Genomic DNA, 13,367 nt, shown 5'->3' on the forward strand with positions numbered 1-13,367 from the left:
TCCCATAAAAAACCGGATTAATCTGGATCTCATCAAAGATTCACTTAGCATGCTCACTTTCCTGCACTAAAACGGTATACTATCTCGGTTATCCGTTAATTTCGTTGGTTTCTTCCTCATCAGAAGCACCCTCTGCTTCCAGCACTGGTGCATACTTATCTATGCGGGCATGGCGGGTAATGATGTCCCATAACTCTTCTTTCCCCAATCCCTCTTCGGATGAAAACGGCACAAACAAATCCCCTGAACGAAGACCCAGTGATTCTTTAATGACTTTGATATGTTTGGCTCTGCGTGTTTTTGGAATCTTGTCCATCTTGGTTGCAACGACAACCAAAGGCAATCCGTTATGACGAAGCCATTCATTCATCATCTTGTCATCCTTGGATGGCTCATGTCTCATATCCACCATCTGCATAACCAGTTTCAACTCTTCGCGTCCGAGCAAGTATTTCTCCATCATTTTGCCCCAGGCAAAGCGTTGCTCCTTGGAAACTTTAGCGTAGCCATATCCCGGGAAATCGACGAAGTAGAGATCCTGATTAATTTTATAATAGTTAAGTTGCTGTGTCTTACCCGGTGTTGAGCTTGTCCGAGCCAGATTTTTACGATTGATCAAACGGTTGATCAATGAAGATTTTCCCACATTGGAGCGTCCCGCCAAAGCAATCTCTGGCAGACCGTCCTCGGGGTATTGTTCAGGCCGAACGGCACTGATAATAAATTCAGATTGATTTACTTTCATATTGTATCTTTCCTCTCTTGAACGCCTGTGCTATGCATCACCTGTTGAAGGTATTATGCCATGGATTGTTCTATCATACCAAAAAAACCGTTCCAGCGGACGCCGAAGCCTCCGCAGAACGGTCTACTCTTCATACGAACCTTTCGGATACGTGGATTACAGGTGAATTCCTGCCTGCTCAACAAGTGCATGCTGCAATACCTGATCCATATGGGCTACAGGGACAAACTCCACATCTTCCTTGATGCTGTCTGGAATGTCACGCAGGTCCCGTTCGTTATCCTTAGGCAATAATATTTTTTTATAGCCGGCACGATGGGCTGCCAGTGATTTCTCTTTTAGACCACCAATCGGAAGCACACGTCCACGCAGTGTTATTTCACCAGTCATCGCGATATCCTTGGACACATGTTTGTTCGTCAAGGCTGAGATTAACGCTGTTGCCATCGTAATCCCGGCAGATGGACCATCCTTCGGAATCGCTCCTTCCGGAACGTGGATATGAATATCGTTCTTCTCATGGAAGTCAGGCGAAATCCCAAGCTGTGTAGCTTTGGAACGGGTGTAACTGAATGCGGCTTGTGCCGATTCCTTCATGACATCCCCCAGTTTACCTGTGAGAGTCAATTTACCTGTTCCAGGCACAACTGTCACTTCAATGACAAGGGTATCTCCACCCACTTCAGTCCACGCCAGACCCGTTACAGTACCAATCTGATCTTCCAGTTCGGCCATACCATAACGGAACTTGCCAGGTCCAAGGTAGTCTTTGATCTCATCTGATGAGATGTTAATCTGACCTTCCACACCAGATACGATGTTTTTGGCAGCTTTCCGGCACAACGAAGCCATCTGCTGTTCCAGATTACGCACACCGGACTCCCGTGTATATTCACGAATTACACGCAACAACGCGTCATCCGGAATTTCCAATTGCTCTTCTTCCAGACCATGGTCCTGCTTCTGTTTGGGCAACAAATAGTTTTTCGCAATTTGCAGCTTCTCCAGCTCCGTGTAACCAGGGATGTTGAGCATTTCCATCCGATCCAGCAATGGACGCGGAATATTGTGCACGGTGTTGGCAGTTGTTATAAACATAACGTTGGATAAGTCAAACGGCAATTCTACAAAGTGATCACTAAACGTATTATTCTGTTCCGGATCAAGGACTTCAAGTAACGCTGCAGAAGGATCTCCGCGGAAGTCTGAAGCCATCTTATCAATCTCGTCCAGCAGGAATACCGGATTCAGTGAACCTGCCGTTTTCATCCCCTGGATGATACGCCCAGGCATGGCGCCTACATAAGTGCGTCGGTGACCACGAATCTCAGCTTCATCTCGTACGCCGCCAAGAGATATTCTTACAAACTCCCGACCCAGTGATCTGGCGATCGAACGGGCAAGTGATGTCTTACCGACCCCTGGAGGTCCAACCAGACAGAGAATTGGCCCTTTGAGCTTCTTGACGAGCTTCTGGACAGCCAGATATTCAAGCACACGCTCTTTGGGTTTTTCCAATCCGTAATGATCTGCATTGAGCACATCTTCGGCTTTTTGAATATCCAAATCATCTGCTGTCATCTGACTCCAAGGAAGGCCAAGCAGCCAATCCACGTAGTTGCGAATGACTCCGCCCTCGGCTGAACTTGCAGGCATCTTCTCCAGTCGATCAATTTCTTTCTCGACCTTTTCTTTCACCTTGTCCGGCAAGCCGAGTTCTTCCATCTGAGTGCGAAGTTCCTCGACCTCACCCGCACGGCCTTCTTTTTCACCCAGTTCTTTCTGGATCGCTTTCATCTGCTCGCGCAAATAATATTCCTTCTGCGTTTTCTCCATCTGTTTCTTCACACGTTGGCTGATCTTGCGTTCAAGCTCCAGCACTTCGCGCTCATTATTCAGGATATCCAGCAATTTCTCCAGACGTTCCCGAACGTCGATGGTCTCCAGAATTTCCTGTTTATCCTTGATCTTCAAGGACAGGTGACTCGTGATGACATCGGCCAGACGCCCTGGTTCTTCGATGTCAGACACTGCTGCGAGTGTCTCTGGTGTCACTTTTTTGGACAGATTAATATAATTCTCGAACTGGTTCAGAACGGTACGCATCAAGGCATCCGTCTCCGGATGGGTGTTCTCCTCTTCAGGCAGCTCTTTAGCCAGTACTTCATAATATTCCTCGTTGTCCGTATATTCAATAATTTCAGCCCGTTCCAAGCCTTCCACGAGTACACGAATCGTACCGTTCGGAAGCTTCAGCATCTGTCTGACCTTGGCCACGGTTCCGATTCTGAAAATGTCCTCTTGTGTTGGTTCTTCAATATTTACTTCGGCTTGGGAACATAGGAGAATCAGATGTTCTTCTACCATCGCTTTTTCTAAAGCCTTGACCGATTTCTCCCGGCCCACATCGAGATGCAGTACCATACTCGGGTAGACGAGAAGTCCTCTTAAAGGCAGTAAAGGAAAACGACGACCTTTCGCTTTGCTCGGTCCCATCGCTTTCGCACCTCCAATGGCTCTCAGGTTGTAGTCATTCATTATTCTATCAAATGTTCACATAAAAAACCAATGAAGGGAAGCGCTTAGCAGCTTCCCGAATCTGTAACCTGTCCTGGACGAGGCACGTCCGCACGCAAATAGGAAGCGGATGCCGGTGGAAAAATCTCCGGTGCAGGTGCAACTGTCTCCTCTGCAAGCTTCGTTTGTTCCATCTGTTGTGATTCCGGAACCCAGGCGAACACTTCACGGAATACGTCCTGTACCGTATCTACCGGGATAACACGCAAGCCATCCAGATTCTCGAAAATGGACTGCCAGTTCTCCGCGGGAATAATAACGGTCTTCGCTCCTGCCTGAAAGGCAGCCTCCACCTTGGCCAGCACGCCACCAATAGGCTTAACCCGACCATGAATACTGATCTCGCCAGTCATCGCTGTCTCATGATCCACAGGGCGTCCCTGAATGGCTGATGTAATGGCAGTCGCCATCGCAATCCCGGCGGATGGACCATCAATAGGCGTCCCACCTGGGAAATTCACGTGTAAATCGTAATCATTCGGACGAATACCCATGGCTTTTAATACGGTTAACACATTTTCAACCGAGCCTTTGGCCATACTTTTTCGCCGGAGTGTACGCGAACCGCCTCCAATCTCTTCTTCATCCACAACGCCTGTAATGTTGATTCGGCCTTGATCTTTAAGAGCCGGAACAGCAGACACTTCGATCTCCAAAATGGTTCCCATATTCGGTCCGTATACCGCCAAGCCGTTAACAAACCCCACCTGCGGCTGTGTAGGGACCTTCCGATCAGGGCGTGGCTGAATCTGACTGCTACCCGCCACCCACTCCACATCAGACGCCTGAAGCGTCTCACGCTTCTCTGTCAGCGCAAGTCCAGCAGCCAGCTGGATGATATTGACCGCTTCACGTCCATTGGTTGCATATCGCTTGACCACATCAACGGCATCCGGACATGGACTGAACCCTATTTTCTGAACAGCATCCTCTGCAATTCGCCCAATCTCCTCAGGCAACAGAGGACGGAAATAAACTTCCATGCAGCGGGAACGCAAAGCTGGTGGCAATTCATGAGGCGAACGTGTCGTTGCTCCAACAAGGCGGAAATCGGCCGGCAGGCCATTTTGAAAAATATCGTGGATATAAGCAGGAGTATGCGTGTCTTCCGAGTTATAGTACGCACTCTCCAAAAACACCTTGCGATCCTCCAACACTTTCAACAGCTTATTCATCTGTATCGAATGTAATTCACCAATTTCATCAATAAAAAGCATTCCCCCATGCGCTTTCGTCACAGCGCCCGGTTTTGGTTGGGGAATACCAGCAACGCCCATAGCTCCTGCTCCCTGATATATCGGATCATGAACCGAACCAATTAAGGGGTCCGCAATACCGCGCTCATCAAAACGGGCTGTTGTTGCATCCAGCTCCGTGAATTTGGCGTCTGGCTTGAATGGAGAAGATGGATTCTTCTTGGCTTCTTCCAACACGACCCTTGCGGCAGCTGTCTTCCCGACTCCGGGTGGGCCATAAATGATAACATGTTGCGGATTCGCACTGCATAATGCAGCTTTAAGGGCACGCAACCCATCTTTTTGCCCAACAATATCGTTAATGGTAGCTGGACGAGTCTTCTCCGACAGCGGCTTGGTGAGTGAGATCGAACGCAGCTTACGCAGCTTCTCCAGTTCCTTGCGAGATTCACGCTCAACGGCACTGCGGTTTGTTTTCTGGCCACGCAGCAGGTTCCAGAAATACAAACCAATCACCACTCCAAAAAATAACTGAATCAACATGATGACCATACCAAATTCCATGTCTTCACATCCTCCTATTTTGTCGCTATTCTCATATGAGATCATGCTAATACTTGGTAGTATAGCCTTTTCAACGCGACGTAAACGGGCGATGCGGAATTTGTATGCGAGAAAATAAAAAGCCCGCCATCACTGGCGAGCTTTTGTTGTAACAAGATATGAAACAATCAGTGCGAACGACCAGGAATAACACCTGTCTCTTCGTAGGCTTCGACGATTTTGTCGATCTCTTTTTTTAATTCCTCAACCATGATTTCTTCAGGCACTTTACGGATCATCTTACCGTGACGGAACAAGAGACCTTCTCCACGAGCACCGGCAATCCCGATATCCGCTTCTTTAGCCTCACCTGGACCATTAACCGCACAACCCAACACCGATACTTTAATCGGCACCTTCAGTTTGGAGATATACTCTTCCACTTCGTTGGCAATGGAGAACAGGTCGATATCCAAACGTCCACACGTTGGGCAAGAGATCAATGTGGCTGCATTTGTAATGAGTCCAAATGTTTTGAGCAGATCACGAGCAACCTTGATTTCTTCTACCGGGTCCGCACTCAGTGAGATCCGCATCGTTGAACCAATACCCATCGACAACAAGGCTCCCATACCTGCGGAGCTTTTGATCGTACCCGAGAACAGTGTACCCGCTTCGGTAATCCCGAGATGTAACGGATACGGAATGATTTGAGCTGCTTTGGTATATGCCTCAATCGCCATCGGCACATCCGATGCTTTGAGAGACACGATGATATCATGGAAATCAAGCTCTTCCAAAATACCAATGTGATACAATGCACTTTCTACCATAGCATCTGCCGTAGGATATCCATACTTCTCAAGGAGATGGTTTTCCAAAGAACCCGCATTTACTCCAATCCGAATCGGAATGCCGCGGTCTTTACAAGCCTTAACCACTTCTTCCACTTTTGCACGTTTACCGATGTTACCTGGATTAATCCGAACTTTATCGATGCCGTTCTCAATTGCAAGTAAAGCCAGCTTATAGTTGAAATGAATGTCCGCTACAAGCGGTATATTAATGCGTTTTTTGATTTCCTTGATGGCTGCGGCAGCTTCCTCATTATTCACCGTTACACGTACCACTTGACAACCCGCTTCTTCCAGTCGCAGAATCTCTGCAACCGTTGCTTCTACGTCTGCCGTTTTGGTTGTACACATACTTTGGATAATGACTTCGTTACTGCCACCGATCGTTACGTTTCCCACTTTCACGGGACGTGTATCCTGTCTTAAATACATGAGTGATTTCTCTCCCCACAACGTCAAAGCTCCACCCTGACAGAGACATGAATTCGCCTTCTGCCAAAGTGGAGAACTGACAAGTCTATATTTCAGAGTTCAACGGGATTCAGGCCTTTATTAGGCGCTCTCTTCCTGCTTATCGTCCTTTGATTGGCTTAGTTCAGGCACGACTCTTTTCTCAACAACTTCTTCCGTAATGACACAGTTCGTAACATCTTCACGTGAAGGCACTTCATACATGATTTCAAGCATGATACCTTCAATGATGGCACGTAATCCACGTGCACCTGTGTTACGTTTAATTGCTTCTTTTGCAATCGCGAGCAATGCAGCTGGTTCAAAGACCAGATTCACATTGTCCAGCTCAAGCAGTTTTTGGTACTGTTTGGTAAGCGCGTTTTTTGGTTCGGAAAGAATCCGTACCAGCGTATCTTCATCCAACGGCTCCAAAGTGGAGATGACTGGTAGACGGCCTACAAACTCCGGAATCAAACCAAATTTCAGCAAATCTTCCGGCAATACCATACCCAGGTATTCACCTGGTTTCAGATCTTTTTGCTCAGAAACGGTATTGAAGCCAATGACTTTTTTACCGATCCGGCGTTTGATCATTTGCTCCAGACCATCAAAGGCACCGCCGCAAATGAACAGGATGTTCGTTGTATCGATCTGAATGAATTCTTGATGAGGGTGTTTACGACCACCTTGTGGTGGTACAGAAGCCACAGTTCCTTCAAGAATTTTCAAGAGAGCCTGTTGCACACCTTCGCCCGATACATCACGAGTAATGGATGGGTTTTCGGATTTACGCGCTACTTTATCAATCTCATCGATATAAATAATGCCACGCTCTGCTTTTTCCACATCATAATCAGCAGCTTGAATCAGTTTGAGCAGGATGTTCTCTACATCCTCACCTACATAACCCGCTTCTGTTAATGACGTAGCATCCGCAATAGCAAAAGGAACATTCAAAATTTTTGCCATCGTTTGCGCAAGCAACGTTTTACCAGAACCTGTTGGTCCTAACAGCAAAATGTTACTCTTTGACAATTCAACGTCTTCAATTTTGCTTTGTGTGTTGATCCGTTTGTAGTGATTATACACTGCAACAGACAATGATTTTTTCGCTTGTTCCTGTCCAATAACATATTGATCCAGAATATTACGAATTTCTTTTGGTTTCGGAATATCTTTCAGGTCTACTTCTTCATCATGACCAAGTTCTTCCTCAACGATTTCGGTGCAAAGTTCGATACATTCATCACAAATGTACACGCCTGGTCCAGCGACCAACTTGCGTACCTGCTCCTGAGATTTACCGCAAAAAGAGCATTTCAATTGCCCTTTCTCATCGTTAAATTTAAACATGAAACCACCCCTTTAGGAATTGATCGGTCTACTGAGCACCTGGTCAATAATGCCGTACGTCTTAGCTTCTTCAGCGCTCATGAAGAAGTCACGGTCGGTATCCCGCTCAATTTTCTCAAGAGGCTGACCCGTACGATCGACGTATATTTGATTCAGTTTCTGACGTGTTTTAATAATCCATTCTGCGTGTATCTTAATATCCGCAGCCTGTCCTTGAATGCCGCCAAGCGGCTGATGAATCATTACTTCGCTGTTTGTCAGCGCATATCTCTTGCCAGGTGCACCGGCTGTCAGCAATAACGAGCCCATGCTTGCTGCCATCCCTACGCAAATGGTAGATACATCCGGCTTGATAAATTGCATCGTATCGTATATACCCATCCCTGCGGTGACAGAACCACCAGGTGAGTTAATGTACAAGCTGATATCCTTCTCAGGATCGTCGGCTGCCAAAAACAAAAGCTGTGCTATGACAAGATTGGCTACATCGTCATCAATCGCACTGGTTAGAAAGATAATGCGATCTTTCAGCAAACGTGAATATATATCGTAAGACCGCTCGCCTCGATTGGTTTGTTCTATAACCATTGGCACCAGACTCATGAGACCAACCTCTTTTCTACATGTAATTAGACATAGGCCACCTGTAAAGCAAACCCAAATTCATTCTAACACTTTCCTGTGACAATGTCATTTTTCACAAGAGGGGTCAGACATCCGTTTGTTTACTTTTTTAGCCTGATCATATTTAACCATGTTTTCTATGTATGTGCAAATTGAAGCCATCCTATGCCGTCTTACCGTTTTTTATTTGCATGAAGTACATAGGTATGTAAAAAGTGTACACGGATCAATAAAATTAGTGTTCATCCATATAATTACTTCATTTTCTATAAAATGGATGTCATAATTTAAAAATAAGGCACGCAATAATTCACGTGCCTTATCGTTTATTCAACTGACAAGTTGATAACAGCTTGTCTTATTTTTCGTCAGCTTCTGCAACAACTTCTTCAGCTGGAGCTTCAACTAGTTCAACAACTGTGCTGTTCTCAACAAGAACGTCAATCGTTTTACGCAGTTTTACTTCATCGCGAAGGCTGTCCAGGGAACCATTACCTTCGAGGATGCCACGGATCTCATCAGCAGGACGCTTGTAAGATTCAGCCATTTTCTCGAGTTCTTGATTCACTTCTTCGTCAGATACTTCAATGTTTTCCGCTTTACCTACAGCTTCAAGCACCAGGTTGTTGCGAACACGTTTGGAAGCATCTTCTTGCATTTGTCCTCTCAGGTCAGCTTGAGTCTGGCCAGAGAAGCTCAGGAACATTTCAAGGTTCATACCTTGGTTACGCAGACGGTTGTCGAAATCACGCATCATGTTTTGTACTTCGCTCTCAACCATTGCAGCAGGAATGTCCACTTCAGCGTTCTCAGCCACTTTTTCTACAACTGCATTTTCTTGTGCAGCTTTGGCTTCGTCAGCTTTACGGGATTCCAATTGTGTTTTCAGGTCAGCTTTGTACTCTTCCAGTGTGTCGAATTCGCTAACATCTTTAGCAAACTCATCATCCAATGCAGGAAGTTGTTTGCGTTTGATTTCGTGAATTTTCACTTTGAATACCGCTTGTTTGCCAGCAAGTTCTGCTGCATGGTAGCTCTCTGGGAAAGTCACTTCTACGTCTTTGAAGTCGCCTGTGGAAAGACCCACAACTTGCTCTTCAAATCCAGGGATGAATGTGTTGGAACCCAGTTCCAGGGAATAACGCTCAGCTTGTCCACCTTCGAAAGGTACACCATCAACGGAACCGTCGAAGTCGATTACTGCAACGTCGCCGTTAGCAGCGGAACCTTCGTCAATTACAACGAGTTCAGCGTGACGTTGTTGAAGACGCTCAAGTTCTTCAGCCACTTCTGCGTCAGTTACTTCACCTTTTGCTACAGCAACTTCGATTCCTTTGTACTCACCCAGAGTAACTTCAGGTTTCACAGTTACTTTAGCTTTGAACTTGAATGTTTGTCCTTTAGCGAATTGTTCAACATCTACGTCAGGACGATCAACCGGGAAAATATCCGTTTGGTCGATTGCTTCTGTATAAGCTTCAGGAAGCAAAATGTCAATTGCTTCTTGATAAAGGCTCTCTACACCAAAACGTGCTTCGAAGATGGAACGTGGTACTTTACCTTTACGGAATCCAGGTACGTTTGCTTGTTTAACCACTTTATTAAAAGCTTTGTCGAGTGCTGCAGTTACACGATCTGCATCCACTTCAACCTCAAGAACCCCAAGGTTCTTCTCTATCTTTTCCCAAGTTGCTTTCATTGTATACTTTCCCCTCCAAAATTCACATGTTCACGTAGGCAATCACGTACAAAATAACCATTTTAGTATAAACAAGATTAGATTCTTTTTCAAGGGGAATCCCTTGATACGGTTTAAGGAAAACGTTTCCGGCCTCGATTAACCGTCCAAACCGGCAGATACAAACTGTTTCATGGAACGATAAGCCTGCTCCAGTCGAAAGCGCATCGCGCCTGTCACAGCATACATTGAGCGGGTATTTTCCTCATCATGAGAACCACCCAGACTGTCTGCAACGGTCATATGTAGAGCTGCTGCCCATATATCTGTCATGGAATCATTTTCTTCCAGCATCGATACATAATCACGGGTTCCATACACCGCCATGACATATTGTATCCACAGTTCCTGGGCAAAATAAAAGAGCGTAGGTTCATGAACCTCCGTCTGATCTGCCACTCGTTCCAGAATCTGAACGATTTGGATTGGGAATTCCTCTGGTCTAAGAGGCACGGTGTCGATCTCGACTTCAACCTGCTCTTCGCCTCTCGTAAACAGGATCATACCTTGAACACCTCGGCGACGCAAGGTTTGCAGCACCCGGAATTGAAGCAGAGGGTGAAGCGACTTATCTTTTAACCAACTCGTAAGTGCCTCGTCAATCTTCGGCAGATCAAGATAGGCAAGCTGCTCCAAAGCCAGCATCGTCTGTTCAGACAGCGGCTCCTCCATTACTGTGCGAAGCATCTTATCAGCATAGCCATCATCCTGCTCAAGCTTCATTCGGGCATGCTGCCGTGCCATGTCCTCCTCACTAATCTCTTCTTCCTCTTCTCGTTCTTCAAGAACGGCAGGCGAGGTTTCTTCATATTGAGGAAACGCAGCCTGAAGCCATTCAAGCAGGGCCCGCCATTCATCATAGTGGCGCTCTTCCTGTCCCTGACATTGCAGCAAAAAGTGAAGCAATTTCATCGCTTCACCATACCGTTCATTTTCAAGCATAACTGTCAATTGAATCTGGTAATAGTCCAGCGTCTTAGGAAACAGCACAATATTGTTGTTATGCTCGGTTTCCGGGGTCGTGGATTCCTTAATGGGAGCACCTCCTCTATATCCTGAATATCCAGTTGGAATCAACCTAAATAGATGTATATATTAAAACGATTGTTGATCTATTTTTGAGTTCTCCTGATATTCTAACATAACCTTAAATATAATGAAAAAAACGTTACTGCCGCCAAATATCATATACGAAAAACAGTTTAAAATAAAATGCTTGATATTCCTGTATGCATATGATAAAATCAATTTTGCTTGAAAAAATTCATGTCTCAGTAGCTCAGCTGGATAGAGCAACGCCCTTCTAAGGCGTCGGTCGGGGGTTCGAATCCCTCCTGGGACGTATAAAAAGAAAACTTCCTTCGGGAAGTTTTTTTGCGTTCTGGGGATGAGAACCCCAACGGTTCGTCGGAGCTATTCGCTTCGTTAGCAACACTTCGCAGTCTCGACTGCAAGGAGAGTATCCCTCCTGGGACGTATTAAAAAGAAACTTCCTTCGGGAAGTTTTTTTGCGTTCTGGGGATGAGAACCCCAACGGTTCGTCGGAGCATTCACTTCGTTATATGCTCTATGTCGCTGCATTGGAGCGTCCGCATTTGCTCACTCTATAAGCAACACGTTGAAGAATCGATGTTCTAACGAACGCGGGACACTTTATTTGCTCCAAATTCAGCATCACTGAATTCTAACGAATCTTAGAGAGCTTATCTCACCAATTCTGGGGGATTAACTCACTTATTTACACTTCATAGCCAGATTAACGTCGCTGAGGTTCGTTAGAATCTGAAAATAGCGATTTTACCCATTATAAGACCTCGTGGATTCGTTAGAATTCACCGGCTAGTCGAGGCACCCACGGTCCATTGGGTGTTTTTTCATTTCATTGCTCAATATTGACATAGAATGTTATGCTTACGGAGTGGATTATGTAACAATCCATACATATCAACTTCTTAGGAAACAGGAGATTTTATCAATGTCATCTTCAATACAGCAACACTCATCTATCCATACCGAGGAAGAATATTCTTCGACATCCAAAAGATTCGGCCTGTTGTTAGCAGGCATTATCGTCATCGCCGCTACCATGAGATCACCGATTACAGCAACCGGACCTGTAGTGGAGATGATCCGCTCAGATACAGGTATCGGCCATACGATGGTCGGGCTTCTGACCTCACTACCTTTGCTCGCCTTTGCAGCAGTCTCCCCCTTTGCACCACGTCTTGCCAAACGTTTAGGACTCGAATCTGCTCTGCTATTGGCTGTTATGATCGTAACCATTGGGGTGGCCTTACGCTTGTTGCCTTCCGTTCTCTCCTTATATGCAGGAACCGCAATTTTGGGGTGCGGCATTGCATTAAGCAACGTGCTTTTGCCAAGTTTGATCAAACGTGATTTTCCATTGCGGGTAGGTATCGTCACCGGATTATACTCTGTATCCATGAACATATTTGGCGCCATCGCCTCAGGTGTGAGTGTGCCCGTAGCAGGAGCCACATCTATGGGTTGGCGTGCTTCGTTAGGCATGTGGGCCTTATTGTCCATACTGGCGCTTCTCTTGTGGCTCCCCCAGATCGCCGCAGGACGTCAGCGAATGTTATATGTGACCTCCCAGAGCGAAGGAGCACCCGTGCGTCTAAGAACCTCTGCACTAGCTTGGTTCATTACTTTATTTATGGGTCTGCAATCTCTAATATTCTATACAACGATTACCTGGCTTCCCGAGATTCTGGCCGATCAAGGATTCAGCCCCACCTCGGCAGGGTGGATGCTCTCCCTGATGCAGATGGTTAGTGTACCAGCTACCTTTATCGTTCCGATCCTCGCCGGCCGAACGCGAGATCAGCGTGTTCTAACCGCGATAACATGCTCTTCTTTAATTGTCGGGTATGCTTTATTGTTAAGTGGCATCGCTTCGCTCGTTACCATCGGCGTCACGTTGGCAGGAATAGGTGCTGGAGCTTCGTTTGGACTGGTAACGATGTTCTTCGTCCTTCGTACAAAAGATCCCAGACAAGCTGCCAGCCTGTCCGGTATGGCCCAGTCCTTTGGATATATGCTCGCGGCAGTGGGACCTCTACTGTTCGGTATGCTTCATGACTGGACAAAAGGATGGACCCTTCCGTTGCTAATCCAGGTCATTCTGGCCATTGCTTTACTAATCGCAGGTATTCAAGCCAGTAAAAATCGAATGATCGGTTAGTCATACAGTTAATTTATATACAAACAAAACGGCCTCCATCCTGCAAATCAGGATGGAGGCCGTTTATGCATAGAACAAT

9 protein-coding genes and 1 tRNA gene are annotated in these 13,367 nt (G+C 46.2%); 2 read left to right on the forward strand and 8 right to left on the reverse strand.

The genetic code is table 11. The annotated features are described in order from the left end of the window. Window positions 1-88: 88 nt before the first annotated feature. The 8 genes from yihA to V6669_RS24135 form a co-directional block, all read right to left on the reverse strand. Window positions 89-745, reverse strand: coding sequence for a ribosome biogenesis GTP-binding protein YihA/YsxC (gene yihA, locus V6669_RS24100; protein WP_124117707.1), 657 nt, complete (start codon window positions 743-745; stop codon window positions 89-91). Window positions 746-901: 156 nt separating this feature from the next. Next, the gene (gene lon, locus V6669_RS24105) at window positions 902-3,241 is read right to left on the reverse strand and encodes an endopeptidase La (protein ID WP_338588371.1); all 2,340 of its coding nucleotides are present in this window, start codon (window positions 3,239-3,241) and stop codon (window positions 902-904) included. Between the two features lie 86 nt (window positions 3,242-3,327). Next, window positions 3,328-5,082, reverse strand: coding sequence for an ATP-dependent protease LonB (gene lonB / locus V6669_RS24110; protein ID WP_133387115.1), 1,755 nt, complete (start codon window positions 5,080-5,082; stop codon window positions 3,328-3,330). 167 nt (window positions 5,083-5,249) lie between these two features. Then, window positions 5,250-6,347 carry a flavodoxin-dependent (E)-4-hydroxy-3-methylbut-2-enyl-diphosphate synthase gene (gene ispG / locus V6669_RS24115; protein ID WP_017692591.1) on the reverse strand — a complete coding sequence of 366 codons (1,098 nt, stop codon included), beginning with the start codon at window positions 6,345-6,347 and terminating at the stop codon, window positions 5,250-5,252. Window positions 6,348-6,467: 120 nt separating this feature from the next. After that, the gene (gene clpX, locus V6669_RS24120; protein ID WP_036605887.1) at window positions 6,468-7,721 is read right to left on the reverse strand and encodes an ATP-dependent protease ATP-binding subunit ClpX; all 1,254 of its coding nucleotides are present in this window, start codon (window positions 7,719-7,721) and stop codon (window positions 6,468-6,470) included. A gap of 12 nt (window positions 7,722-7,733) precedes the next feature. Next, entirely contained in the window at window positions 7,734-8,324 is a 591-nt protein-coding gene (gene clpP / locus V6669_RS24125; protein WP_036605886.1) for an ATP-dependent Clp endopeptidase proteolytic subunit ClpP, read from the reverse strand. Window positions 8,325-8,703: 379 nt separating this feature from the next. Next, complete coding sequence (gene tig / locus V6669_RS24130) at window positions 8,704-10,044, reverse strand: trigger factor (RefSeq protein ID WP_338588372.1); 1,341 nt, start codon at window positions 10,042-10,044, stop codon at window positions 8,704-8,706. Window positions 10,045-10,182: 138 nt separating this feature from the next. Continuing rightward, window positions 10,183-11,025, reverse strand: a complete 843-nt coding sequence (locus V6669_RS24135) for a hypothetical protein (protein ID WP_249912930.1) — start codon at window positions 11,023-11,025, stop codon at window positions 10,183-10,185. Between the two features lie 326 nt (window positions 11,026-11,351). Here V6669_RS24135 and V6669_RS24140 point away from each other — a divergent pair. Further along, a tRNA-Arg gene (locus V6669_RS24140) sits at window positions 11,352-11,425 on the forward strand. A gap of 633 nt (window positions 11,426-12,058) precedes the next feature. Then, window positions 12,059-13,288, forward strand: coding sequence for an MFS transporter (locus V6669_RS24145; protein WP_338588373.1), 1,230 nt, complete (start codon window positions 12,059-12,061; stop codon window positions 13,286-13,288). Window positions 13,289-13,367 lie beyond the last annotated feature (79 nt).

The sequence above is a fragment of the Paenibacillus sp. Y5S-9 genome, from assembly GCF_036894235.1.
Taxonomy (GTDB): domain Bacteria; phylum Bacillota; class Bacilli; order Paenibacillales; family Paenibacillaceae; genus Paenibacillus.

Excerpts from the sequence above, each read along its gene's own strand:
- yihA (WP_124117707.1), bottom strand. The coding sequence starts at position 745 with ATGAAAGTAAATCAATCTGAATTTATTATCAGTGCCGTTCGGCCTGAA.
- lon (WP_338588371.1), bottom strand. The coding sequence starts at position 3,241 with ATGGGACCGAGCAAAGCGAAAGGTCGTCGTTTTCCTTTACTGCCTTTA.
- lonB (WP_133387115.1), bottom strand. The coding sequence starts at position 5,082 with ATGGAATTTGGTATGGTCATCATGTTGATTCAGTTATTTTTTGGAGTG.
- ispG (WP_017692591.1), bottom strand. The coding sequence starts at position 6,347 with ATGTATTTAAGACAGGATACACGTCCCGTGAAAGTGGGAAACGTAACG.
- clpX (WP_036605887.1), bottom strand. The coding sequence starts at position 7,721 with ATGTTTAAATTTAACGATGAGAAAGGGCAATTGAAATGCTCTTTTTGC.
- clpP (WP_036605886.1), bottom strand. The coding sequence starts at position 8,324 with ATGAGTCTGGTGCCAATGGTTATAGAACAAACCAATCGAGGCGAGCGG.
- tig (WP_338588372.1), bottom strand. The coding sequence starts at position 10,044 with ATGAAAGCAACTTGGGAAAAGATAGAGAAGAACCTTGGGGTTCTTGAG.
- V6669_RS24135 (WP_249912930.1), bottom strand. The coding sequence starts at position 11,025 with ATGCTTGAAAATGAACGGTATGGTGAAGCGATGAAATTGCTTCACTTT.
- V6669_RS24145 (WP_338588373.1), top strand. The coding sequence starts at position 12,059 with ATGTCATCTTCAATACAGCAACACTCATCTATCCATACCGAGGAAGAA.